This window comes from Serratia sp. AXJ-M (assembly GCF_046531865.1).
GTDB lineage: Bacteria > Pseudomonadota > Gammaproteobacteria > Enterobacterales > Enterobacteriaceae > Serratia > Serratia liquefaciens.
In genome coordinates this window covers 4,333,606-4,356,989 of the sequence record NZ_CP059394.1, presented here as the reverse complement: position 1 = coordinate 4,356,989, position 23,384 = coordinate 4,333,606, and the positions used below count along the sequence as shown (strand labels likewise).

The following is a 23,384-nucleotide window of genomic DNA, read 5'->3' as shown; positions in this document are numbered from 1 at the left end:
CGACGAAACAGGACAAAGTAACATGTCTAAAATTTTTGATTTCGTAAAACCGGGTGTCATCACTGGTGATGACGTTCAGAAAGTATTCGCAGTAGCTAAAGAGAACAACTTTGCTCTGCCAGCAGTGAACTGCGTAGGTACCGACTCCATCAACGCCGTGCTGGAAACAGCAGCGAAGGTGCGTGCTCCGGTAATCGTACAGTTCTCTAACGGCGGTGCCGCGTTCATCGCCGGTAAAGGCGTGAAGACTGACGTTCCTCAGGGTGCAGCAATTCTGGGCGCTATCTCTGGTGCACATCATGTTCACCAGATGGCTGAGCATTACGGCGTGCCGGTTATTCTGCACACCGACCACTGTGCGAAGAAACTGCTGCCATGGCTGGACGGCCTGCTGGACGCTGGCGAGAAACACTTCGCGGCTACCGGTAAGCCACTGTTCTCTTCTCACATGATCGACCTGTCTGAAGAGTCCCTGGAAGAAAACATCGAAATTTGCAGCAAATACCTGACTCGCATGGCGAAGATCGGTATGACCCTGGAAATCGAACTGGGCTGCACCGGCGGTGAAGAAGATGGCGTGGACAACAGCCATATGGACGCATCCGCTCTGTACACCCAACCGGAAGACGTGGCTTACGCGTACGAAAAACTGAACGCCATCAGCCCACGCTTCACCATCGCAGCGTCCTTCGGTAACGTGCACGGCGTATACAAGCCAGGCAACGTTAAACTGACTCCGACCATCCTGCGTGATTCTCAGGACTACGTGTCCAAGAAATTCAATCTGCCGCACAACAGCCTGAACTTCGTGTTCCACGGCGGTTCCGGTTCTACCGACGCAGAGATCAAAGAATCCGTAGGTTACGGCGTGATCAAAATGAACATCGATACCGACACCCAATGGGCAACCTGGGACGGTATCCTGCAGTACTACAAAGCGAACGAAGCTTACCTGCAGGGCCAGTTGGGCAACCCGAAAGGCGCCGACCAGCCGAACAAGAAATACTACGATCCACGCGTATGGCTGCGTTCAGCCCAGACTTCCATGATTACTCGTCTGGAACAGGCTTTCAAAGATCTGAACGCAGTAGACGTTCTGTAATCTCGGTCAGCTGTTAGCCATATTGAAAGGCTCCCTTCGGGGAGCCTTTTTTGTTGCTAGCCCAACAGACTGGCGCCGACGTTAATCGACAGCCCCAGGATCACCAGATTGAAAACAAAGGAAATCACCGATTGCAGTAGAGCGACTTTGCGCACCTCGGCCGCACCGACGGCCACGTCGGCAGTTTGCGAAGCCACCGCGATGGTGAACGAGAAATAGGCAAAGTCCCAATAGGTAGGCTCCTTAAGGTCGCCGGGAAACAACAGCGGCAGCGGATCCTGCTGTGCACCCTGACGATAAAACTGGTGGGCATAGTGCATGGTAAATGCCGTGGGCAGCAGTAACCAGGACACCACCAGCGTCGCGCCGGTCAGCGCCAGATGCAGCGTCTTCAGCGAATCGCTGACCTGTTTGGCGGTGCTCAGCTCAAACAGAATGGATAAAATGCTCACCAGACAACCGATGCTGACCAGTGCCAGCACCATACTGGCGCTCTCATCCTGTGCCCGTGCCAGTTGGCGGATGTGTTTTGGCGTGCTGATCAACATCAGTCGCCAGAGAAACAGCAGATAGCACCAGGCCAAAACGTTCCAGCCGAGCATCAGTCGCTGCAGCTCAGAAAGCGTGGCGGGCAGCAGCAGGTAGCACAAAATGCCCGCACCGACGGACAGCAGCAGCCTTGGCCGAACCTGCCAGTAGTGTTTGATTGACGATGGAATGTGCATAACCGATGAAGTTCCTTATCGTTATAAAGGCGATAGCGGTGTGTTCAGCATAGAAGAAGCGTGGCGGCTGTTTCGGCTATTTTTGACGCTTACGGTTGGCATGCGGTGGAAATGTTGGTTAACCTAAGGCTGTGGTTTCCGACTGACGGCTGATGTCAGTTTTTTTGCGAGTTTATCCCCTTAGGGACAAGTTAGGACGACACGAATGAAAGATCTGAATGTAGTAGATGGCATTAATGGTGCCGGTAACTGGCTGGTGCAGAACCAGGACTTATTGATTCAGTACGCGGTGAACATCGTCGCGGCGATCGTTATTTTCATCATCGGTTCGATCATTGCACGCGTAGTCAGCAATGCATTAAGCCGGGTGATGAAGCTGCGCGGTATTGACGCCACGGTTGCCGACTTCCTGTCTGCCATGGCGCGTTACGGCATTCTGGCCTTCACCTTTATCGCCGTGCTGGGGCGCGTTGGCGTTCAGACCACCTCGGTGATCGCCGTGTTGGGTGCCGCAGGTTTGGCCGTCGGCCTGGCGCTGCAGGGCTCACTGTCCAACTTCGCTGCAGGCGTGCTGCTGGTGGCCTTCCGTCCACTGCGTGCCGGTGAATATGTCGATCTGGGCGGCGTAGCCGGTACCGTCGACCAGGTGCAGATTTTCTCCACCACGCTGCGTACCGCAGACAACAAAACCATCGTGGTGCCGAACGGCAAAATCATCGCCGGCAACATCATCAACTATTCCCGCGAGCCAAACCGCCGCGTAGACATCGTGGTTGGCGTGGCTTATAACGCCGATATCGACGTGGTGAAAAAAGTGTTGGGTGATGTGATCGCTGCCGACAAGCGCATCATGCACGCCAAAGGCGTAACCGTACGCTTGAACGAGATGGCGCCATCTTCACTGAACTTTGTCACCCGTTCCTGGACCACCAATGCGGAATACTGGAACGTATACTTCGATCTGATGGAGAACTTCAAGCGCGCGCTGGATGCCAACAATATCGGCATTCCGTTCCCGCAGATGGATGTTCATCTGTACCGCACTGAAGAAGCGGCTACCGCGAAAGCGGAATAAAGCAGAACAAGAGAAAAGGGGCCACGGCCCCTTTTTTTATTGCTGGCCGAGGCTGCATCCTGCGGATGTCGCCTCGGCTTTTTCGTTTTATCAGTTTGATAACGCGGAGTCTGGCACAGGGACGCGGCGGTTCACGCTGAGCCGGTAGAGCAGGAAAATAGCGGCAGAGCCCACCAGTACCGGCAGCGCCAGCCAGATGAAGAACATCTCCGACGTCCCTGCCGCGACGATCATCCAGGCGCCAAGCATTGAACCGACTATCGAGCCGAAGCGACCGCTCGCCATCGCCCAGCTGACTCCGGTGACGCGAGCGGCGGTAGGGTAAAGGGTAGCGGAGACCAGATTCAGGCCGTTCTGCGCACCGGCCACGCCGAAACCGATGAGGAATACGGCGACCGCCAGCGTATAGGCGTCCCCCATCAGATAACCGGTAGCGCCAATTACCAGCGCGGCACCCAGGTACGACAGGGCCAATACCCGGTAGGGGCCGACGCGGTCCATCAGCAGCGCCATAAGGATGGCACCGAGGGTTCCGCCCAGCGGCACCATCGCCCCGATGCGCGAAGCGTGGACGATATCGTACCCGGTATCCTTGAGGATGCTTGGCAGCCAACTGGTGAGCAGATAAAACACAAACAACGAGCAGAAGAATGCCACCCACAGCAGCAAAGTGCGCACTGCGCGACCTTCGATAAACAGGTGGGAGATTGGCGATCTGGCCAGTGCGGGGCGTTCATCATCGATAATCGTCACGCCGGCCCAACTTTTGCCGGTGATACGCTCGACCACCTGGCGCAGGCTATCGGCATGTTTCGGGCTGGCAGTCATAAAGCGCGCTGACTCGGGCATCTGCCAGGCCAGCAACGGCAACAGCAACAATGGCGCGATGCCACCGAGCATCAGCAAACCACGCCAGCCGAAGGCCGGAATAACCTGCCCGGCAAGGATGCCGCCCAGTGCCAGACCGGCGGTGAAACCGCTCCAACTGAGGGTGACCATGATCATCCGCCGACGTGCCGGCGAGTATTCCGAGCTCAGGGTGATGCAGGTGGGCATCGCCCCGCCCAAACCGATACCGGTGATTAAACGCAGCAGGGTCAACGACTCGATTGAGCTGGTATAGGCCGAGGCCAGAGTGCCTCCGCCAAAGATCAGTATGGAGGCGAGCAGCACGCGCTTGCGCCCTATGGCATCGGCAACCGGGCCGAAGATCAGGCTGCCGAGCAGCAGGCCGAACAATCCCGCGCCAAACGTCGGCGATAACTGTGCAGGCAGCAGTTGCCACTCTTCGCGTAACGCCGGGGCGATATAGCCGATGATGGCGGTGTCAAAACCGTCCAGCAGGACGATCAGGAAACACAGGGTAAGGATCAGGATTTGATAGGGCGAGATTTTCGCGTTGTCGATGATCTCGCTGATACGAGCGGTATTTTGGCTCATGGGGGTTCCACTTTAATTAGGCTTGTGTGGAGCTGGCTGGAGGGCTGTGCAGGCGTCAGGCTCTTGCTGAAACGGGCCTGAACCAAAGCCGCTGTGGCTGGCATGGTGCAGAAAGTCTGAGTATACACCAGAGCCAGCGGCTTGCAGCGATGCGCTGAGATGAGCCGTTCTGTTTCAGACAAAACGGCTTAAATACTCTGTTCTCAGAACGGGCAAGCATGGTGGGCTTTGATCTTCTCTGCGCTGACAGGATGAACGAAATGCAGTTCGCTGGCGTGCAGCATCAATCGCGGCGTCCATTCGGTGCCTGGCAGCAGACGGCCGCCATACAGGTCACAGCCCAAAATAGGATGGCCCAGATGCTGGCAGTGGATACGCAGCTGATGGGTGCGTCCGGTCTCCGGGATTAACTGTACCCGCGTCAACGGCAGTAACGTCCCGTCTTTCAACTCGCGATAAGTGCGTTCAACGACCCGATAGCGTGAGCGAGCGGGCTTGCCGTGGATTGAGCAAATCGACATCAGCGGGAACAGCGCCGGATCTTTGGCAATTGCCGCATCTATCACCCCTTCGTCGTCGTTCAGGTGCCCGCAGAGCAATGCGCTGTACACCTTGGTGACGGTACGCTGACTGAACTGTTGGCAAAGGGCGGCATTGATCGCTTTATTACGCGCTATCACCATCAGCCCGGAAGTGCCGAAATCAAGGCGGTGGACCAGCGTACAGCCAGGAAATAGCTGCACCAGCCGATGATGCACCGAATCGAGATTTTGCGGGTTTTTCCCCGAGAGGCTTAGCAGCCCGGCGGGTTTATTGATAAGCACCAGACTCTCGTCCTGATACAGCGTTTCTATCTGGTCATGGCACGGCGGGGCAATAAAGGTATCGATAATCTTAGACATCAGGCTGCCCGGCGGGAAAGTGGGAGCGGATAATAACGAATTTTTGGCCGCCAGTCAGTTGTCGCTGCCCGGCCCCTTGCCAAAGGAGGGTGAACGGCTAACCCGGCAGAGAGGTTTTCACCAGACGCCGAACGGCGCCTGGCTTCCAAAGGGGTTACTGAAAGGCGTTACCGGCTTATTGCCCGTAGTAGGCATTTTTGCCGTGTTTGCGCAGGTAATGTTTATCCAGCAGTGCCGGTTGCATGCTGTGAATGGCCGGCGTCAGCTGACGTGAGAAAATCCCCATGTAGGCAATTTCTTCCAGCACCACCGCGTTATGCACCGCGCTGTGCGCGTCCTTGCCCCAGGCGAACGGCCCGTGTGAATTGACCAATACTGCCGGAATGGCGTTCGGGTTGATGCCGCGACGGCGGAAGGTATCGATAATGACCTTGCCGGTTTCCAGCTCGTATTCATGCTCAATTTCGTCTTCGGTCATCAGGCGGGTACAGGGAATCGCACCGTAGAAGTAATCGGCGTGGGTGGTGCCCCAGGCGGGGATATCCAATCCTGCCTGCGCCCAGATGGTAGCGTGGCGCGAATGGGTATGAACGATACCGCCAATATCGGCGAATTCACGGTACAGCGCCAGATGGGTAGCGGTGTCAGAGGAGGGCTTTTTGGTGCCCTCGACGGTGTGCCCGTTGGCGAGATCGACCACCACCATGTCCTCCGCGGTCATGTGTTCATACTCCACGCCGGAAGGTTTGATCACCACCAGCCCGCGTTCGCGATCCACGGCGCTGACGTTACCCCAGGTGAAGGTCACCAGGTTATGGCGCGGCAGGTCTAGGTTGGCTTCCAGCACCTGTTGTTTAAGCTGCGGCAGCGTTAGCATGTCATACCCCCTTGTTGCATTTTCTGTTCGATCCACCGGCGGGCCTGCACAATCTCGGCCACTGGCTCTTCGGCTTTTTCGGTCCACATTTCAATCAGGAAAGCACCGCGGTAGTTAAGCTGTTTCAGGGTGCGGAATACGGCGACAAAATCGACGCAGCCTTCGCCAAACGGCACGTCGCGGAACTGTCCCGGCGAGCTATCGGTAACCGGGTAAGTGTCTTTCAAATGGATGGCGGCGATGCGGTCAATGCCCAGCGCCAACTCCTGCGCCACGTCATTGCCCCAGGCGCTCAGATTGCCGACGTCCGGATAGACCGTGAACCAGGGGGAGGCCAGGCAGGCGTCCCAGGCTTTCCATTTGCTGATGGAGTTCATAAAGGCGGTGTCCATGATCTCTACCGCCAGCATCACCTGCGCTGCGGCGGCGCGCTCGACTGCCCACTGCATACCCTCGGTGAAGCGGGCAAGAGTGCTTTCGTCCTGCGGCTCGTAATAGACGTCATAGCCGGCGAGCTGAATGGTGCGGATGCCGACGTCCTTCGCCAGTTGAATCGCCTGTTCCATCATCTCGAAGGCACGCTGACGCAGCGCATCGTCATGGCTGCCGAAGGGAAAGCGGCGATGACCGGACAGGCACATCGACGGGATGCTGATGCCGGTTTCCAGCATGGCGCTGACCAACGACAACCGCTGCTCCTTGCTCCAGCTCAGACGTGCCAGCCGCTCGTCGCTTTCATCCACCGACATTTCGACAAAATCAAAACCGCAGGCCTTGGCCAGCGCCAGCCGCTCGGGCCAGGTCAGGTGCTTCGGCAAGGCTTTTTCATAAATTCCCAAGGGGTGCTGACGCATATCAACTTCTCCAGATGTCATCAATGGCCGAGCGGAACTGACCGGCAGCGGCCAGCGGATCGGCAGCCTCCGCCAGCGCTCTGCCGACGATAAAAGCGGTCACGGCGATGTCTTTAAACAGCGGCAAATCGGTCGGCGTGATACCGCCGGTCACCGACAATTCAATGCCCAGATCAGACAAGGCCTTCATCAGATCCAAATCTTGATGGCTCCAGGTTTGCCCGCTGGCCTGCGCGTCGCGGCCACGGTGGTATATCGCCTGGCGGATACCGAGGTCGCGCCACTGTTGGGCATCCTCCAACGTCCAGCGGCCGAACAGCTCAATCTGAATCTCGCCCTGGTGTCGTTGCGCCACTTCCAGCGCACTGGCCATGGTGGCCAACGGGGCGGCGCAAATGACGGTCATCCAGTTGGCACCGTGGCCGAAGGCCTGTTGCGCCAACGTGCCACCGGCATCGGCCACTTTCAGGTCGGCCACCAGCGTATGTTGCGGGCAGCGCTCGCGCAGTGCGCTCACCGCCTGAATACCGGCGCTGATGCATAAGATGGTGCCGGCCTCGATGATGTCGACGTGGGGCCGCAGGCGTTCTGCCGTCTGCAGAGCGGCATCTAACCGGGTGTGATCGAGCGCCAGCTGCAGGCGCGGTTTATTGCTCATAAAGCCTCCTTACTGTGCGGATTGCAGCGTTTGCAGTGCGGCAATCAGCGCCTGATAACGTTGGTATTTCTTGCCGTAGGCCGCGCTTGTTGAAGCATCCGGCAACACCCGCTCAATACGTGGCGCCAGCTCGCGTTGGGCAGCGGTGAAGTCGCTGAATGCGCCGCTGCCGACCATCGCCGCCATCGCGGCGCCCAGACAGCCGGTTTCTTCCACCTGCGGCAGTTCGACCGGCAGGCCGCTGACGTCGGCAAACATCTGCATCCAGGGCACTGACTTGGCTGGGCCACCGGTGACGCGCAGCGCGGTGGCCGCAGGGAAACGTTGCCGCATGCGGTTGAGATGGGTCATATGGCAGAACACCACCCCCTCGTAAATCGCCTGCACCAGGTGCTCGCGCTGGTGGAAAGCCTGCAGGCCGTGGAAGCTGGCGCTCAGGCCCAGCCCGGCGTTGGAGCCATACAGGAAGGGCGCGAACAGCAGGCTGCTGTCGGCCTTGGGCAACGCCGCTACCCAGTCATTGAGTTGGGCGTAGTCTTGCAGGCCCCATTGTCGGCAGAACCACTCCAGGTTGGCAGCGGAGGTGGGGCTGGCTTCATGCACGATGTATTTGCCGGCTTCGGCATGACGGCCATAAACAAAGGGATGATCGAACCCTTCGGTAATGCGGTCGGTGATGCCGCTGGTGACCGACCAGGTACCCATCACCGCATTGAGTCGGGTTTCGTCCTGCAGCCCGGCGCACAGTGCGGTGGACACCACGTCAAACAGCCCGCCAACCACCGGCGTTCCCGGCAGCAGCCCGGTCGCGGCGGCAGCAGTAGCGTTGACGCGCCCGGCGATTTCGGCGGAACCGACGATCGGTGGCAGCGCGGGCATGATGTCGCCAATCCCCAGCAACTGCGCCAGCGCCGGGTCATAGCGGCCGTCGGCCATCTGATAAAGATTGGATTCGGAGATATTGGTCTCTTCGCAGGCCAGCTCGCCGGTCAGGCAGTAGCGCAGATAATCGTGCGCCATCAAAACGCTGCCAATTTGGCGATAGCGTTCCGGCTGGTGTTGCCTGACCCAGCGCAGCAATGACACCGGATGGCCGGTCCACAGCGTTTGTCGGGTCTGCGGGTAGAGCGCCTGCGGCACGCCCTGTTTTTGCCACTCCTGCACCAGTGTCAATGCGCGCTGATCGGAAGACAGCATGGCGTTGCCCAGCGGCAGGCCGCGTTTATCCAATAAAAACGCGCCCTTGCCCTGTGCCGAGATGCCGATTGCCTGAATATCGCCGGCGGCAATCTCGTTGCGGGCCAAGACTTCCCGGATCACCTCGGCGGCGGTGCTCCACAGCGCGTGCATATCCCGTTCCGCCCAGCCGGGCTGTGGCGCGATAATCTCAAGATTGCGGCGGGCAATATCCAGCTCGCTACCTCGGCGGTCATACAGCCCGGCTTTGATAAAGGTGCCGCCGCAGTCCAACCCCAACCAATATTCCATTATTCGGCCCCCGCTTTCTGGTCGCATTTATTCGGCAACATCAGTGCCAGTACCGACGCGATGGCCAGCGATACCGCCAGGCTGTAAACGCCGATATCCTTGCTGAACAGGCTGATCAAAACGCCGACCATGTACGGGCCGCAGAAGCCGCCCAGGTTGCCCAGTGCGTTGATCACGCCGCGTGCCCCGCCGGCCACTTCGGCGTTAAACAGTTTGGGAGGAATGGTCCAAAACACCCCGGCGGCGGCCTGGATAAAGACGCCGCAGCCAACCAGCGCTGCGTAAGACCACCAGATGTGATCTTTTAACAGCACTGACAGCGCCATACAGATGGCGAAGCAGGCCAGCGGCAATGCGACGAACACTTTGCGTTTGCCGGTACGATCGGACAGGGTGGAGATGATCAGCATGCCGAAGATGGCGCCGATATAGGGCAGGATGGCCAGCATGCCGACCTGCTCCATGTTGCCGTTGGTCAGCCCCTTGAGGATGGTCGGCAGCCACAGGGTGTAGCCGTAGATCCCGGTTTGATAGAAGAAGTTCACCATGATCAACTGCCACATGATCTTGTCGCCCAGCACCCGGCGCAGCGAGGCGTTACGCACCGTTTTGCCTTTGATCAGCAGCTGTTCGTCATGCAACGTTTTGATCAGGTAGTCTTTTTCAGCCTGTGAAATCCACTTGGCCTCCTGCGGGCGGTTGCTGATGGTGAAATACCACAGCACCATCACCACCAGCGACAGCGCGCCTTCCACCAGGAACAGCATGCGCCAGTCCCAGGCGGTGATGATCCAACCGGACAGCGGCGCGGTGAGAATACCGGCAATGGGCACGAACATAATTACGATGGCGTTGGCGCGCCCGCGCTCCTTGTCCGGGAACCAGTTGCTGATCATGGTCAGCACCACCGGCAGCATGCCGCCCTCGGAGACGCCCAGCGCGAAACGCAGGAATAACAGCTGATATTGATTGCTGACCAGCCCGGTCAGTACCGAGATCACCGCCCAGGCCAGCAGTGACCAGCCGATGAATTTCTTGCCGTTGCCGTACACCGCCAGCTTGCCACCCGGCACCTGCAAAAACAGATAGCCGATAAAGAAGATGCCGCCGGCCAGGCCGGCCATGGAAGCGGTGATGCCGAGTTCATCGTCCATGCCGCCGGGCATGGCGAAGGCAATATTCACCCGGTCCATGTAGGAGATGATGCAGGTAATAAGAATAGGCGGCACTATTCTCAACCAGCGTAATTTGGGAATGACCTGGCTGCGGCTAACGGAAACAGAGGCTGTATTCATCTATACACCTTTCGCTATTTTGTAGGGTCGGGCTTTATTGTTTTGGTTTGCGTTGGGCACAAGGGCGCCCGCACCGGCCTGAGGACCGGTGTTTTTTGCAGGTTTTCGTTTGCTGCTAATTAAGCGCTAAATAATGCCAGCGGTATTTTCACCACCACTTTGCGAATATCGCCGGGCTGTTGGTTAATACAGGCCGGGCGATGCACATCCTGCGGGAAAAATACCGCAAAATTTCCGGGCCGCAGGGTTAACCAGGATTCATCGGCGACGTCCTGATAAAAAAGAATGTCGCGCTGCGCCAGCAAATCCTGGTGGATCGGGTTATTACCGCGATCTGCCGCCACACCGATCAATTCGGTGCCGCTGACCAGAAACTGCACGTCGACGTTTTCCCGGTGTACCTCCGGTCGCAGATCGCTCGGCTGGTGGGTCTGCAGATCCAGCACCTGTACCACGTAGCCGGTGGCAGGATCCTGATACCGACCGGCGGGCAGGGCGCTGAAATCGGTGCTTTGCAGATAGGCGATGGCTTTGGCCACCGGCGCCGGGTACTGCTCCGGCGAAGTATGGGCAATATGGCCGAATATCATGGTGACTCTCCTGTTAAAGCGCCTGAATGCGCGCCCAGACGCGCTCATCCACGGGAATGCCGTCACGCATGTTTTCCGCGTGAATACGTGGGAATTTATGGCCCGGCAGGCGAATGGCTATCTCCGGGTTGTCGCGTTCTGCGCTGGTAATGTAGTCCATGATGCGCTGCAGTTTGGCATCGCGGGTGGCGCCGTCGATCAAGCGTTCGATCTCAATGGCGATGAAGACCTGCGACACGCCATACTCTTCGCGGTTGTCTTCGGTCACTTCCGCCACTGAGGATCCGCCAGACAGCAGGGTGGCAATCATATCGAGCACGATCGACAGCGCGGATCCTTTCCAGTAGCCCATCGGTAAAATGCGGCGGTTCTCTTCAATGGCGGCAGGATCGCGCGTCAATTGACCGTCGTTGTCGAAACCGCCGTCCACCGGCAGCGTTTTGCCCGCCAGCCGATTTAGCTCCAAAGCACCATAGGAGAACATCGACATCGACATATCCACCATGGTGATGGGGTTGCCCGGCACCGCGACGATCAGCGGGTTGGTGCCGATCCGGCACTCCTTGGCGCCCCAGGGTGGCATAACGGCAATTGAGTTGGTCCAGCAGATACCGATATAACCTTTCTCCGCCGCCTGCCAACCGAAACCGCCGCCGCGCATCCAGTGGTTGGCATTGCGCAGGGCCACCAGGCCTATGCCGTGGCTGTCGGCCAATTGCATGGCGCGATCCATCATCCGGCGCGCCGTGAGATTGCCGATACCCTGATGCGCGTCCCATTGTTCAATGGCTCCGAGCGACAACAGCTTGCTGGGTTCGGCGTCCGGCACGATATCGCCGGCGTCCAACTGCTGAATAAAGCGTGGGAAACGGTTAACGCCGTGGGAGTAAACGCCGTTGGCAGAGGTGTCGGCGAACATGCCCGCACAGTCATCGGCGGTGGCTTCCGCCACGCCCCGCGACAGCAGCACGCGTTTGAATTCCTGTTTCAGATCGGTGTAACTCACTCTCATGCTGGTTCTCCGCTACGGCATTTTTGTTTGTTTTGTGTTCTTTGAATTTCAATATACGAAATTGCATTTCAAATAAATGCTATACCTGCGGCCAGGTGAAGTCAAAGCGAGGGAAGAGAAAGTTATTTATATAAAACAAGTGGTTAAATTAACTTGGTGGTTTTGTGATCGCAGACACGTTTTTGGCCGTTGCGGTGTTTTAGGCGTGGCAAAGCAGAGCGGTAACTGCCCGCTCTGCTTTGGCCTTTATGACTAATTACCCTCGCGTATTCAGTATTTTGCGGTACAGCGAAGTGGTGGCGGTGATGTACAACTCATTGCCGTCTGGTCCGCCAAACGTGCAGTTGGAGACCCGCTCTGGCACTTCGATCTTACCGAGCTGTGTTCCCTGACTGTCGAAGAACAGTATGCCGTCGGCGCAGCTGCAAAAAATGTTTCCAAACGCATCGACACAAAAACCGTCCGGGAAGCCGGGGGCCACGGTGGCAAAACGGCGTCCGGCGTTCAGTTCACGTCCGTTAACCTGATACACCCGCAGCTCTCTGCGGCCCAGGGTTGGGAAATCGACGATCGACATATCCGCCACGTACAGCAGAGACTCATCCGGCGAGAACGCCAGGCCGTTAGGGCGCTGCAGATCGCTGGCCGCGATGTTCAGCGAACCGTCGCGGGGATCGAAGCAGTAAAGGTAACAGCCAACGATCTGACTTTCCGACTTGTAACCTTCTTCGTCACCGATAATGCCGTAGGGCGGATCGGTAAACCAAAGGGTGCCGTCGGAACGTACCGCCAGATCGTTGGGTGAGTTGAAACGCTTGCCGTCAACGCGATCGACCAGCATTTGCACCTCACCGTTGTTTTCGGTTCGGCTGATGCCGCGTCGTCCGTGCTCGCAGCTGACCACGCGGCCTTCGGCATCCCGTGCGTTGCCGTTGGCATAATGCGACGGGGAGCGCCACAGGCTCAGTTCCCCCTGTCGCGACCAGCGGAACATGCGATTGCCTTTCACATCGCTGAACACCACCGCATTTTGCGCGGGCAGCCACACCGGCCCCTCGGCCCAAATGGCCGGTGAGCACAGGCGTTCGAGCGGCGGGCCCGCCATCAGTTCGTTCATGCTGACCTCCGCTTACTTCACGCCCCAAATGGCTTTGTAATGGCCCTGATAATCATTTTGCGGGTCATACAGGTTACTGGCGCCGCCGTCGGCGGTGATGTTGTCGCGGGTCACCAGGTGCGCTGGGGTCACGTAGCCGGAAGGTGGCTGTTTGGCGAAGGCGCGGTTGAACTCATCCAGCAGTTGCCAGCCGTGCAGTTTAAGCGGCTCCGGCACCGTCGCCGACTGGCTGCCGCCGGAACGAATGCGCTGATAGGCCGAAATCGAGCCGTCGCCGGCGGAAATGCTGTATGGCGCATGGGTACCGCCCTTACCGGCGGTTTTCAGTGCCGGTGCCATAAAGTCAAAATACAAATCGTTAATCGCCAGTGCGTACTGGAATTGATCGCCGTATTTCTGCAGCAGGCTGAAGGTCATGGCGGGCATGCGGTTGGCGGTGTCCGCCAGCGGGGTATCGATAAACTCAACCACCTTGCAGCCGCTGCATTTGCCGATCTCCTCTTTCATCACGTTGGCCTTGTCCAGCGCGATTTGGTACAGCGAATCGGTGAAGATCAGCACGCTGGCTTTGCCGCCGGACTGCACCACGGCATATTGGGCGGCAATGCGCGCCACTTCGTTAGAGTCAGAGGTGACGTTATAGAACACGCTGTACTTGGCGATTGGCCCCGGCTCCGGCACCGCGTGCCAGGCCGTCAGCACTATGCCTTGTTGAATGGCCTTTTTCAGCGGGATCTTGGCGACGTTAGGGTTCCAGCCGCCGATCACTATGCCGTCCGGTTTTTGGGCAATCGCCTGATTGAGCGAGGCCAGCTGATCTTTCACCGAGCCACCGCCGTCGAGGGTTTCCAGCTTCCAGCCCGCGGCTTTCGCCGCTTCGCTCAGCCCTTCCTGCACCCCTTGCACACCGCCGTTTTTCATGTCCGAAGCGATAAAGATGATTTTCTTGTTGGCTTGCAGCTGTGGCCCGCTGGTGGGGCCGTCCCACTGAGTCACGCTGGCAGTCGCCTTGGCGACCGCTGCGGTGGCCTGATCCAGATAGGCGTCTGCCCAGGCGGATGAAGCAGCGCTGGCCAGCAGCAGGGTAGTCGGTAATATCCAAATACGTTTCATTCGGTGCACTCCTGGTTAAGGATTGATCGCTTTTTGGTTATTTTTATCAGCCGTAGCGGCTGGGCTGCGTTGTACCGCTTTTTGATTGAGTAACCGGCGGCGTTGGGCATAGCCCGCCAGGGTGATCGACAGCAACAGCGTCGCACCGTTGAACAGTGGCTCGACCCAGAATTCACCGCCGAACTGTTGGATACCGGCGATGCCGATAGCCAGAATGGCAATGCCAACCACGGTGCCCCAGACGTTAACCCGGCCCGGGCGAATGGTTGTGCTGCCGAGGAAGGCGCCGACCAGCGCCGGCAGCAGGTAGTCCATGCCGACGCTGGCCTGACCAACGCCCTGTTCGGCGGCGATCAGTACGCCACTGAAGCCGGTCAGCACGCTGGAGGCGATAAAGGCGCCAATGGTGAAGCGATTGACCGAGATGCCGTTCAGCCGTGCCGCCGCCGGATTGCCGCCCACGGCGTACATGCAGCGGCCAAGCGGGGTATGTTCGGTGATCAACCACAGCACCACGGCGACGATCAGCACGTAGAATGCGACGATCGGGATCCCGCCGATCTCGGTATGGTGCAGGGCGATGAAAGCATCCGGCAGATCGCCGACGATCTGTCGCCCGCCGGAGTGCCACAGCGCAATGGCATACAGCACGGTGCCGGATCCGAGCGTGGCGACGAAGCTGTCGATGTCCGCCAGTGCCACCAGAATGCCGTTCAGCAGGCCGTACAGAGCGGAAAGGGCCAGCACCGTCAGTACCGCCATCTGCCACGAAAAGCCGTATTCCACCTGCAGGGTGATGGCCAGGATATGCCACAGCACGATGCCGAAACCGACGTTAAGGTCAATTTTGCCGACGATCATCGGGATGGTCGCCGCCAGTGCCAGCAGCGCAATCTTGGCTTTGCTGGAGAGGATTGCCTGCAGCGTCAGCATGGACGCGAAAGACGGTGTGATCAGCGAAAATAGCACCACCAGCGCAACGCACAGCAGCAGCAGGCCGTAGCGGGTGAGAACCTGCATCAGCCAGGGGCCGGCACCGTCCTGCGACAGGCTGACTCTTTGCTCCAGTGCCGTTGATTTAACAGATGTTTTAGACATGGCCTACCTCAGATTCTAACGTTGTCGCGAGGGGGTCCCCGGAGCTGGCGGAGGCCAGTTCCAATAAATTGGCGAATGACACCTGCTGATTTTTCAGCTCGCCGACCACTTTTCCCCGGTTGAATACCAGTGCGCGGTTGCAGATATGGGCGATCTCTTCAAAGTCATTGGAGATCACCAACACCGCCACGCCCTCCGCCAGGGATTTATTTAACAGATGGTAGATTTCCGCCCGGGCCCCTACGTCTACACCGGCGGTGGGATCTTCCAGGATCAGCAATGGGGCACCGAGGTGCATCCAGCGCGCCATCACCACCTTTTGCTGGTTCCCGCCGGACAGGGCGCTGATATCGATATTGACGTCCTTGGGCCGCACGTCGAACAGCTGTACTTTCCACCAACTGGCGCCGATTTCGGCCCGGCGGCTGTAGCGGGAAAGCAGCTTGTGGCCACTGGCACAGGGGTTGATAAACAGGTTTTCACGCACGCTCATCGACATCACCAGGCTTTCGCCGGTACGGTCACCCGCCACCAGCGAAACGCCGCAGGCCATGGCCTGTTGTGGGCTACTGGCGCTATAGGGTTGGTCGCGAAAGCGGATTTCACCTTCATCGGCATGACGCAGGCCGAACAGCAGGCGACCAATCTCTTCTTGGCCTGCGCCGCGCAGGCCGGCCAGCGCCAGCATTTCACCGGGCTGCAGGTTAAAGCTGACCGGGCCGATATCGCCCACCACCACGTGATTGAGCTGCAACACCGGCGGCTGATTTTCCGGCAGGGGCTCGCGCTGATCTTCTGCCATTGCCTCACCGACGATCATCTGCACCAGATCCCGCAGCGAATAGTCGGCGGTATTGCCGCCCGCCACATAGCGGCCGTCGCGCATGACGCATACCCGGTCGGCAATCTCGATCACTTCGTCCAGCCGATGGGTGACGTAAATCATGCCGACCTTTTTGTCGCGCAGCCGGTTAATGACGGCAAACAGATGACGCACATCGTTGGCGGGCAGCGAGGCGGTCGGCTCATCCAACACCAGCAGTTCGGCGTTAACGGCCACCGCCCGGGCGATCGCCAGCAGCGATTTCTCGGTGCGCGACAGTTCGAACACCCTGGCGTCGGGATCCAGCGCGATGCCGACATCCTGCAGCGCCTGAGCGGCGCGGCGGCGAATGGCTCGCCAATCGATCAGGCCGAAGCGGCGTGGGAATCCCATCACCAGCGCCATGTTCTCCGCTACCGTCATCCATTCGATCAGCCCGAGATCCTGATGAATAAAGGCAATAGGTTGGCGACTGTCACTTTTTATCGCCGCGGCGGAGGCTATGCTGGTCCCCTGAAACTGAATGTCGCCACCGTCGCGTGGATACACCCCGGCCAGCACTTTGATCAGCGTCGATTTGCCGGCGCCATTTTCGCCCAGCAGGGCCAGGACTTCGCCCGGCATCACCTGCAGACTGACGTCGTTTACCGCAACGTTGCCGCCAAAGCGCTTAACGATATGGCTGAGGGTTAGAATGGGTTGTTCCGCATTATCTGGTGTCATGTGATGCGCCCCTGATAGTGAAATACGCAATCTGATTTATGCATTCTGGTGTTTATATGTCCGTTAAATTTCAATATACGAAATTCAATTTCAAAAATAATATGCCGAACGCCAATCTAAAGCAAAGCCGGAGGTGTTTTAATTCTTGTTTTAAAACAACTGGTTATTTATATCTTTGCGGAATTGTGACGTACAACTCACTTCAGGGGTTAGCAGAATGTTGCGCATTTTTAACCTGCTGCTGACAATGAAACGGCGTTCCGTCTTCACCTGATGCGGGCCTTGGGGTAACATTCCCGGCAAAGGGGCCGTTTGCCACACCGTGGCGTTGGCCGGCGGTTCGACACTGGAGAAATTGCGCAATGAGCTTGAAAGCTGTCGAAGAGAAAGATGACAAGAAAGACAAACCCCTGGGCAGTCAAAGCCTGTTCCGTGGATTGCAACTGATTGAGATCCTGAGCAACTTCCCTAACGGCTGCCCACTGGCGCACCTGTCTGAGTTGGCCGGCATGAACAAAAGCACCGTCCATCGCCTGCTACAAGGGTTGCATACCAGCGGATATGTGACACAGGCGCCGTCGCCCGGCAGCTATCGCCTGACCACCAAGTTCATTTCGGTCGGCCAGAAAGCGCTTTCTTCGCTGAATATTATCCACGTTGCCGCACCACATCTGGAGCAGCTCAATCTTGAGGTGGGGGAGACGGTAAACTTCTCCAGCCGTGAAGACGACCACGTTATTTTGATCTACAAGCTGGAGCCCACCACCGGCATGATGCGCACTCGTGCCTATATCGGTCAGCATATGCCGCTGTACTGCTCGGCGATGGGCAAGATATTTATGGCCTACGGCAACAGTGATTATCCGGAACACTACTGGCAGACACATCAGCATGAGATCCAGACGCTGACGCGCAATACCATTACCGAATTACCGAAGATGTATGGGGAATTGGCCGACATTCGCAAACAGGGCATGGCGATGGATCGCGAAGAAAATGAGCTGGGCGTGTCCTGCGTAGCGGCGCCGGTGTTTGATATTCAACAGCGTGTGCCCTACGCGGTATCGGTATCGTTGCCGACCGCCAAACTGCAGCAAATCGGCGTTAAAGCCCTTATTAAGCCAGTTCTGGCAACCGCGCAGCGCATTTCTCAGGAGCTGGGTTTTGTCATTCCCGCCTGATTATTAGCATTGCTGATAGTTGATTAGAAATATCAATTTCACCTAATAATTTTTTCCTCCTATGATGCGCGTGTTGACCGACACGCGCCGCTGACCGGCGCACTCTTTCTGTGAGGAATACCATGCTAGCTGTCTTTCTGCAGGGCTTTGCCCTGAGCGCCGCGATGATCCTGCCGCTGGGCCCGCAAAATGTTTTTGTCATGAACCAGGGCATCCGCCGTCAGTATCATCTGATGGTCGCCTCACTGTGCGCATTGAGCGATGTTGTGTTGATTTGCGGGGGGATTTTCGGCGGGAGCGCGTTGTTGAGTCGTTCGCCGTTGCTGCTGGCGTTGGTCACCTGGGGCGGGGTTGCCTTTCTGTTGTGGTACGGCTGGGGGGCGTTTCGCACCGCGTTCAGCCGCCAATTGGCGCTGGCAACGGCCGAGGAGCTGAAGCAGAGTCGCTGGCGGCTGGTGGTGACCATGCTGGCGGTAACCTGGCTTAATCCGCACGTTTATCTCGATACTTTTGTGGTGTTGGGCAGCCTAGGCGGTCAGTTGGCGCCGGACGTTCGTTCCTGGTTTGCGCTGGGGGCGGTAAGCGCCTCGATTCTTTGGTTCTTCGCGCTGGCGCTGTTGGCTTCCTGGCTGGCACCCTGGTTGAAGACCCAAATGGCACAGCGCGTCATCAATACGCTGGTCGGCGTGGTGATGTGGGGCATCGCATTGCAATTGGCCTGGCAGGGCGCAAGTTTATAAGAATTTGTCACTAATCCGAATTCAAAAGCCCGTGCGATATGCTACGTTTGATGCCAAGGAACCGGCCGTTTTCAGTCGAGAAAGGCCGGTAATCAGTTACAGCCTGTCATCAAGGAGACTCTGTGAAGCTTAAAGCATTGGCTATGGCCGCAATGATTGGATTAGGGACGTTACCGCTGGCGTTGCAAGCGGCTGAAGTGCCGGAAGGGCCGCACGTGGTGACCTCTGGCACTTCAAGCGTTGACGCCACTCCAGATATCGCCACCCTGGCGATCGAGGTCAGCGTTTCTTCTAAAGACGCGGCACAGGCGAAGAAGCAGGTCGATGAGCGCGTAGCGCAATATTTTGATTTCCTGCAGAAAAACAATATCGAGAAGAAAGACATCAGCGCCGCAAATCTGCGCACCCAGCCGGAATACGATTACCTGAAAACCGGTGAGTCGGTGCTGAAAGGCTACCGTGCAGTTCGTCAGGTGCAGGTTACTCTGCGTCAGTTGGATAAGTTGAACGAGCTGTTGGACGGCGCGTTGAAGTCTGGCCTGAACGAGATCCGTGCCGTTGAGTTGGGCGTAGCCAAACCAGATGTTTACCGCGAACAGGCGCGTCAGAAAGCCATCGAGAACGCTACGCAGCAGGCGGCTTCACTGGCGAAAGGCTTTAACGCGAAACTGGGGCCGGTTTACAGCATTCGTTATCATGTCGCCAACTACCAGCCGATGCCGGTAGCGCGCATGTACAAATCGGCGGGAGCCGCTGCGGAAAGCGACGTGGCGCAAACCTACGAGCAGCAGAGCATTCACTTTGACGATCAGGTCGATGTAGTCTTCGAGCTGCAGCGCAACACGGCGCAGTAACATACCCGTCATACTTGAAGCTGCATCTGTGTTGGCTGCAGGCAGTCACCCCAGTCACTTACTTGAGTAAGCTCCTGGGGACTCCCGCCCTGGCCGCGTTACTCGGCAAAGCCTCGCCCCGTTGGGGCCAGCGCAAGCGCATCACAACAAAACCCTTGGTTTTGTTGTGATGCAACTCCAATTATCTAGGGTATAAGTCAGGTTTTTCAAACTGCTGATAAAACCTGTTATTAGCGAGAGCGTGCTGAAGTGGTCAACGGCCCGGAGGGGGGATACAGGGATGCATCCCACAATAGCCTCTCGGTACGCGAGATCGGGGAATCTCGGACTTAAAACAACTTTGTTAGTAATCTGAGGTTCGCTGCGGCGAACCTTTTTACCTTTTAATCCTGACGCAGAACCTGACGACCATGCTCCAGCAGGGCATCGGTCACTTTACGCATCATGCGGCTTTCCGGCGCGAAGCGGTGCCAGAACAGCATGCGGCGCTGGAACAGGCCCGGTGTAAGGTCGATAAGCTCGCCCGACTCCAACTCTTTCTCAATCTGCAGATGCGGGATCATACAGCAGGTGGTGCCCTGCCGAGCCAACTGCACGAAGGCTTCCGATGAGTTCACGATATGACAGGGAACGCTGCCCGGCGACAGATCAAAGTTCTGCTGCAGGAAAGCCTGGTGCATGTCATCGAGATGGTCGAACGCCACCGCCGGCGCTTTTAGCAGCGCAGAACGCGTGACGCCGTTCGGGAAGTAGCGCTCGGCAAAACCCTTCGAGGCGACAAACAGATAGTCCAGCGCACCCAACCGGTCTACCAGGCAGCTCGGCAGCGGCTGCGGTTGGATACTCACCGCGCCGACCACTTCACCGCGCCGCAGACGTTCCTGAGTACGGGTTTCGTCTTCCACCTGGAGGTTCAGGCGGATAGGGGAGTCCGTCAGCACCGGTTTTAACGCCGGCAGCAGCCAGGTGGCCAGGCTGTCGGCGTTGACCGCCAGCGACAGCAGCAACGGCGTGTCGATACCGGTGTCGTTGCCCAACCACTCTTCTTCCAGCAACTCGACCTGGTGCAGCAGCGCCAGCAATTTTTGGCCCTGCTCGGTCGGGCGCGGCGGTACGGTGCGGACCAGCAGCGGTTGGCCGAACAGGTTTTCCAACTGCTTAATGCGCTGGGATACTGCCGATTGGGTGATACAAAGCTTTTGCGCGGCGCGCTCAAAGCCGCGCTCACGGATCACCGCGTCCAGCGCTTGCAGCGTTCGATAGTCTGGGCGTTTCATCGGAAAGATATCCCTTACAGTAATAGATACAGGCACTATGCCACATCTGGGGTGTTTTACAGGTGGAAAATCACCGCGCGACTTTACCGCGACGCGCCTAAAAATGCGGCTTAGGGTGAAGAAGTGTGATCCTGCCTGAGTGAAAAATAGCGATTTACCCTATAATACGCACACGTTTTCGTACAGAGGCAATGGACATATTATGACGCAGGATGAACTGAAAAAAGCGGTTGGCTGGGCCGCGCTGGATTACGTAACCCCTGGCACCATCGTTGGGGTAGGTACCGGCTCCACCGCCGCCCACTTTATTGACGCGCTCGGCTCGATCAAGCACCAAATCGAAGGGGCGGTGTCCAGCTCCGACGCCTCCACCGCCAAGCTGAAAAGCCTCGGCATCCACGTGTTCGACAGCAACGAAGTGGATTCTCTGGATATTTACGTTGATGGTGCGGATGAAATCAACCGCCAGATGCAGATGATCAAAGGCGGCGGTGCCGCGCTGACTCGCGAAAAAATCATTGCCGCCATCGCGCGCAAATTTATCTGCATCGTCGATGCCAGCAAGCAGGTCGACGTGCTGGGCAAGTTCCCGCTGCCGATCGAAGTGATCCCGATGGCGCGTTCCTATGTGGCGCGTGAACTGGTGAAGCTGGGTGGCTTGCCGGAATATCGTCAGAATGTGCTGACCGATAACGGCAACGTGATCCTCGATGTGCACAACCTGAGCATCGTCGACGCCATCGCGCTGGAAAACAAAATCAACGGTATTGCCGGCGTGGTGACCGTCGGTTTGTTCGCCAACCGCGGCGCCGATGTGGCGCTGGTCGGCACGCCTGAAGGTGTGAAAGTCGTCGAATAACCGCATGTGTTTGCAGGGGCGTCGCCATGGCGCCCCTCTGGAATACGATCTTGGATCCCAGCGGACCGCATAATTCACTGGCTAAAATATCTTTTCTTTAAAGCGCCAAATTTGGTGACATATGTCACATTGTCAGCGTTAGCTCCACAAAGCTTCTGTCTATTTCTTTCCCTATGGCATTTTCTGCCACAAACCGCCAACATCGCTGAGCCTTGTACTGACGGGCGGGCAATCGTTTGTATTGCCGCCCGCGTTATTTTTGTTATGTTGGATGCGTGCTGTTAACAACAGCCGCTTCTGAAGTCTGAACATAGGGTCGGGTAAATGGCAAAAGTATCATTGGAGAAAGACAGGATTAAATTCCTGTTGGTGGAAGGGGTTCATCAGAGCACGGTAGATAATCTGCTGGCAGCCGGATATACCAACATTGAATATCACAAAGGTGCGTTAGACACCGAAGCGCTTAAGGCATCCATCCGCGATGCTCACTTCGTCGGCATCCGATCGCGTACGCATCTGACCGAAGAAGTCTTCGCCGCTGCAGAAAAGCTGGTGGCGGTAGGGTGTTTCTGCATCGGCACTAACCAGGTTGATCTGAAGGCGGCGACCAAACGCGGCGTTCCGGTGTTTAACGCACCTTTCTCTAATACCCGATCCGTGGCCGAAATGGTGCTGGGCGAACTGCTGCTGATGCTGCGCGGCATTCCATCCGCCAACGCCAAAGCGCACCGCGGCGAATGGCAAAAATTGGCCGTGGGCTCGTTTGAAGCGCGCGGCAAGAAGTTGGGGATTATCGGCTACGGCCATATCGGTACCCAACTGGGCATCCTGGCCGAAGGCCTGGGCATGAAAGTGTTCTTCTACGATATCGAGAACAAGCTGCCGTTGGGCAATGCTCAGCAGGTGCGCCACCTGTCAGACTTGCTCAATATGAGCGATGTGGTGACGCTGCACGTGCCGGAAACCCCTTCAACCAAAAACATGATGGGTGCAGAAGAGCTGGCACTGATGAAGCCGGGCTCGATTCTGATCAACGCTTCGCGCGGCACCGTGGTGGATATTCCGGAACTGTGCAAGGTATTGGCCAGCAAGCACTTGGCCGGCGCGGCGATCGACGTCTTCCCGGAAGAGCCTGCGACCAACAGCGAGCCGTTCAACTCACCGCTTTGCGAATTTGATAACGTGATCCTGACCCCGCACATTGGCGGTTCCACTCAGGAAGCGCAGGAGAATATCGGTGACGAAGTGGCCGGCAAGCTGGCGAAATATTCCGACAACGGCTCAACCCTGTCGGCGGTAAACTTCCCGGAAGTGTCCCTGCCGGCGCATGGGCCTAACGCCAGCCGCCTGCTGCACATCCATGAAAACCGTCCGGGTGTACTGACGCAGATTAACCAAATCTTCGCTGAAGAAGGGGTGAACATCGCCGCGCAGTACCTGCAAACCGGTGCGGAAATCGGCTATGTGGTTATCGACATTGAAGCGGAAACCGAGCGTGCCGATGCGGCATTGCAACGTATGAAGGCGATTGACGGCACTATCCGTGCTCGCTTGCTGTTCTGATTGAACGTGCTGTAACTA

The 23,384-nt window shown here is 57.6% G+C and carries 22 protein-coding genes; 7 read left to right on the top strand and 15 right to left on the bottom strand.

Features of this window, described 5'->3' with window-relative positions; all coding sequences use genetic code 11:
* Positions 1-22 precede the first annotated feature (22 nt).
* Positions 23-1,102, top strand: coding sequence for a class II fructose-bisphosphate aldolase (gene fbaA / locus H0S68_RS20395; protein ID WP_020828522.1), 1,080 nt, complete (start codon positions 23-25; stop codon positions 1,100-1,102).
* 56 nt (positions 1,103-1,158) lie between these two features.
* Here fbaA and H0S68_RS20390 read toward each other — a convergent pair whose 3' ends face one another.
* On the bottom strand, positions 1,159-1,827 hold the full coding sequence (locus H0S68_RS20390; RefSeq protein WP_020828521.1) for a DUF1345 domain-containing protein: 669 nt from the start codon (positions 1,825-1,827) through the stop codon (positions 1,159-1,161).
* Positions 1,828-2,032: 205 nt separating this feature from the next.
* On the opposite strand from H0S68_RS20390, the gene mscS reads away from it, so the two are divergent.
* On the top strand, positions 2,033-2,902 hold the full coding sequence (gene mscS / locus H0S68_RS20385; RefSeq protein WP_020828520.1) for a small-conductance mechanosensitive channel MscS: 870 nt from the start codon (positions 2,033-2,035) through the stop codon (positions 2,900-2,902).
* 90 nt (positions 2,903-2,992) lie between these two features.
* Here mscS and H0S68_RS20380 read toward each other — a convergent pair whose 3' ends face one another.
* The 13 genes from H0S68_RS20380 to H0S68_RS20320 all read right to left on the bottom strand — a co-directional run bounded on the left by H0S68_RS20380 (position 2,993) and on the right by H0S68_RS20320 (position 16,892).
* Positions 2,993-4,342 carry an MFS transporter gene (locus tag H0S68_RS20380; protein WP_217331816.1) on the bottom strand — a complete coding sequence of 450 codons (1,350 nt, stop codon included), beginning with the start codon at positions 4,340-4,342 and terminating at the stop codon, positions 2,993-2,995.
* Positions 4,343-4,545: 203 nt separating this feature from the next.
* Positions 4,546-5,244, bottom strand: coding sequence for an RluA family pseudouridine synthase (locus H0S68_RS20375; protein ID WP_261136546.1), 699 nt, complete (start codon positions 5,242-5,244; stop codon positions 4,546-4,548).
* 175 nt (positions 5,245-5,419) lie between these two features.
* Entirely contained in the window at positions 5,420-6,121 is a 702-nt protein-coding gene (gene araD, locus H0S68_RS20370) for an L-ribulose-5-phosphate 4-epimerase (protein WP_410528993.1), read from the bottom strand.
* Positions 6,115-6,975, bottom strand: coding sequence for an L-ribulose-5-phosphate 3-epimerase (locus H0S68_RS20365; protein WP_044553295.1), 861 nt, complete (start codon positions 6,973-6,975; stop codon positions 6,115-6,117). Before H0S68_RS20365 ends, araD begins: the two co-directional genes overlap by 7 nt.
* 1 nt (position 6,976) lies before the next feature.
* Positions 6,977-7,633, bottom strand: coding sequence for a 3-keto-L-gulonate-6-phosphate decarboxylase UlaD (gene ulaD, locus H0S68_RS20360; protein WP_020828515.1), 657 nt, complete (start codon positions 7,631-7,633; stop codon positions 6,977-6,979).
* Positions 7,634-7,642: 9 nt separating this feature from the next.
* Entirely contained in the window at positions 7,643-9,121 is a 1,479-nt protein-coding gene (locus tag H0S68_RS20355) for an FGGY-family carbohydrate kinase (RefSeq protein WP_316044343.1), read from the bottom strand.
* Positions 9,121-10,416, bottom strand: a complete 1,296-nt coding sequence (locus H0S68_RS20350; protein ID WP_262244709.1) for an MFS transporter — start codon at positions 10,414-10,416, stop codon at positions 9,121-9,123. Before H0S68_RS20350 ends, H0S68_RS20355 begins: the two co-directional genes overlap by 1 nt.
* Before the next feature lie 119 nt (positions 10,417-10,535).
* Entirely contained in the window at positions 10,536-11,006 is a 471-nt protein-coding gene (locus H0S68_RS20345; protein WP_020828512.1) for a YhcH/YjgK/YiaL family protein, read from the bottom strand.
* 13 nt (positions 11,007-11,019) lie between these two features.
* Positions 11,020-12,018, bottom strand: a complete 999-nt coding sequence (gene yiaK / locus H0S68_RS20340; protein ID WP_020828511.1) for a 3-dehydro-L-gulonate 2-dehydrogenase — start codon at positions 12,016-12,018, stop codon at positions 11,020-11,022.
* A 256-nt stretch (positions 12,019-12,274) separates the two neighbouring features.
* Positions 12,275-13,135 carry an SMP-30/gluconolactonase/LRE family protein gene (locus H0S68_RS20335; protein ID WP_142814466.1) on the bottom strand — a complete coding sequence of 287 codons (861 nt, stop codon included), beginning with the start codon at positions 13,133-13,135 and terminating at the stop codon, positions 12,275-12,277.
* 12 nt (positions 13,136-13,147) lie between these two features.
* Positions 13,148-14,248: a substrate-binding domain-containing protein gene (locus H0S68_RS20330; RefSeq protein ID WP_130015842.1), complete on the bottom strand. Its 1,101-nt coding sequence runs from the start codon at positions 14,246-14,248 to the stop codon at positions 13,148-13,150.
* A 15-nt stretch (positions 14,249-14,263) separates the two neighbouring features.
* Positions 14,264-15,346: an ABC transporter permease gene (locus H0S68_RS20325; protein ID WP_410528992.1), complete on the bottom strand. Its 1,083-nt coding sequence runs from the start codon at positions 15,344-15,346 to the stop codon at positions 14,264-14,266.
* Positions 15,339-16,892, bottom strand: coding sequence for a sugar ABC transporter ATP-binding protein (locus H0S68_RS20320; protein WP_410528991.1), 1,554 nt, complete (start codon positions 16,890-16,892; stop codon positions 15,339-15,341). The genes H0S68_RS20325 and H0S68_RS20320 overlap by 8 nt, the downstream gene beginning before the upstream one ends.
* Before the next feature lie 362 nt (positions 16,893-17,254).
* On the opposite strand from H0S68_RS20320, the gene H0S68_RS20315 reads away from it, so the two are divergent.
* The 3 genes from H0S68_RS20315 to H0S68_RS20305 all read left to right on the top strand — a co-directional run bounded on the left by H0S68_RS20315 (position 17,255) and on the right by H0S68_RS20305 (position 19,667).
* Positions 17,255-18,073, top strand: coding sequence for an IclR family transcriptional regulator (locus H0S68_RS20315; RefSeq protein WP_410528990.1), 819 nt, complete (start codon positions 17,255-17,257; stop codon positions 18,071-18,073).
* A 122-nt stretch (positions 18,074-18,195) separates the two neighbouring features.
* The gene (gene argO, locus H0S68_RS20310) at positions 18,196-18,813 is read left to right on the top strand and encodes an arginine exporter ArgO (protein ID WP_020828505.1); all 618 of its coding nucleotides are present in this window, start codon (positions 18,196-18,198) and stop codon (positions 18,811-18,813) included.
* Positions 18,814-18,935: 122 nt separating this feature from the next.
* Positions 18,936-19,667, top strand: coding sequence for an oxidative stress defense protein (locus tag H0S68_RS20305; RefSeq protein WP_071844535.1), 732 nt, complete (start codon positions 18,936-18,938; stop codon positions 19,665-19,667).
* Positions 19,668-20,050: 383 nt separating this feature from the next.
* On the opposite strand, the gene H0S68_RS20300 is transcribed toward H0S68_RS20305, so the two are convergent.
* Positions 20,051-20,944 carry a LysR family transcriptional regulator ArgP gene (locus tag H0S68_RS20300; protein WP_020828503.1) on the bottom strand — a complete coding sequence of 298 codons (894 nt, stop codon included), beginning with the start codon at positions 20,942-20,944 and terminating at the stop codon, positions 20,051-20,053.
* 202 nt (positions 20,945-21,146) lie between these two features.
* Here H0S68_RS20300 and rpiA point away from each other — a divergent pair, with 202 nt between their 5' ends.
* Positions 21,147-21,803 carry a ribose-5-phosphate isomerase RpiA gene (rpiA, locus tag H0S68_RS20295; protein ID WP_260629885.1) on the top strand — a complete coding sequence of 219 codons (657 nt, stop codon included), beginning with the start codon at positions 21,147-21,149 and terminating at the stop codon, positions 21,801-21,803.
* Positions 21,804-22,127: 324 nt separating this feature from the next.
* The gene (serA, locus tag H0S68_RS20290; protein ID WP_020828501.1) at positions 22,128-23,366 is read left to right on the top strand and encodes a phosphoglycerate dehydrogenase; all 1,239 of its coding nucleotides are present in this window, start codon (positions 22,128-22,130) and stop codon (positions 23,364-23,366) included.
* Positions 23,367-23,384: the final 18 nt, after the last annotated feature.

Coding starts and splice junctions, on each gene's coding strand:
- fbaA (WP_020828522.1), top strand. CDS start 23: ATGTCTAAAATTTTTGATTTCGTAAAACCGGGTGTCATCACTGGTGAT.
- H0S68_RS20390 (WP_020828521.1), bottom strand. CDS start 1,827: ATGCACATTCCATCGTCAATCAAACACTACTGGCAGGTTCGGCCAAGG.
- mscS (WP_020828520.1), top strand. CDS start 2,033: ATGAAAGATCTGAATGTAGTAGATGGCATTAATGGTGCCGGTAACTGG.
- H0S68_RS20380 (WP_217331816.1), bottom strand. CDS start 4,342: ATGAGCCAAAATACCGCTCGTATCAGCGAGATCATCGACAACGCGAAA.
- H0S68_RS20375 (WP_261136546.1), bottom strand. CDS start 5,244: ATGTCTAAGATTATCGATACCTTTATTGCCCCGCCGTGCCATGACCAG.
- araD (WP_410528993.1), bottom strand. CDS start 6,121: ATGCTAACGCTGCCGCAGCTTAAACAACAGGTGCTGGAAGCCAACCTA.
- H0S68_RS20365 (WP_044553295.1), bottom strand. CDS start 6,975: ATGCGTCAGCACCCCTTGGGAATTTATGAAAAAGCCTTGCCGAAGCAC.
- ulaD (WP_020828515.1), bottom strand. CDS start 7,633: ATGAGCAATAAACCGCGCCTGCAGCTGGCGCTCGATCACACCCGGTTA.
- H0S68_RS20355 (WP_316044343.1), bottom strand. CDS start 9,121: ATGGAATATTGGTTGGGGTTGGACTGCGGCGGCACCTTTATCAAAGCC.
- H0S68_RS20350 (WP_262244709.1), bottom strand. CDS start 10,416: ATGAATACAGCCTCTGTTTCCGTTAGCCGCAGCCAGGTCATTCCCAAA.
- H0S68_RS20345 (WP_020828512.1), bottom strand. CDS start 11,006: ATGATATTCGGCCATATTGCCCATACTTCGCCGGAGCAGTACCCGGCG.
- yiaK (WP_020828511.1), bottom strand. CDS start 12,018: ATGAGAGTGAGTTACACCGATCTGAAACAGGAATTCAAACGCGTGCTG.
- H0S68_RS20335 (WP_142814466.1), bottom strand. CDS start 13,135: ATGAACGAACTGATGGCGGGCCCGCCGCTCGAACGCCTGTGCTCACCG.
- H0S68_RS20330 (WP_130015842.1), bottom strand. CDS start 14,248: ATGAAACGTATTTGGATATTACCGACTACCCTGCTGCTGGCCAGCGCT.
- H0S68_RS20325 (WP_410528992.1), bottom strand. CDS start 15,346: ATGTCTAAAACATCTGTTAAATCAACGGCACTGGAGCAAAGAGTCAGC.
- H0S68_RS20320 (WP_410528991.1), bottom strand. CDS start 16,892: ATGACACCAGATAATGCGGAACAACCCATTCTAACCCTCAGCCATATC.
- H0S68_RS20315 (WP_410528990.1), top strand. CDS start 17,255: ATGAGCTTGAAAGCTGTCGAAGAGAAAGATGACAAGAAAGACAAACCC.
- argO (WP_020828505.1), top strand. CDS start 18,196: ATGCTAGCTGTCTTTCTGCAGGGCTTTGCCCTGAGCGCCGCGATGATC.
- H0S68_RS20300 (WP_020828503.1), bottom strand. CDS start 20,944: ATGAAACGCCCAGACTATCGAACGCTGCAAGCGCTGGACGCGGTGATC.
- rpiA (WP_260629885.1), top strand. CDS start 21,147: ATGACGCAGGATGAACTGAAAAAAGCGGTTGGCTGGGCCGCGCTGGAT.
- serA (WP_020828501.1), top strand. CDS start 22,128: ATGGCAAAAGTATCATTGGAGAAAGACAGGATTAAATTCCTGTTGGTG.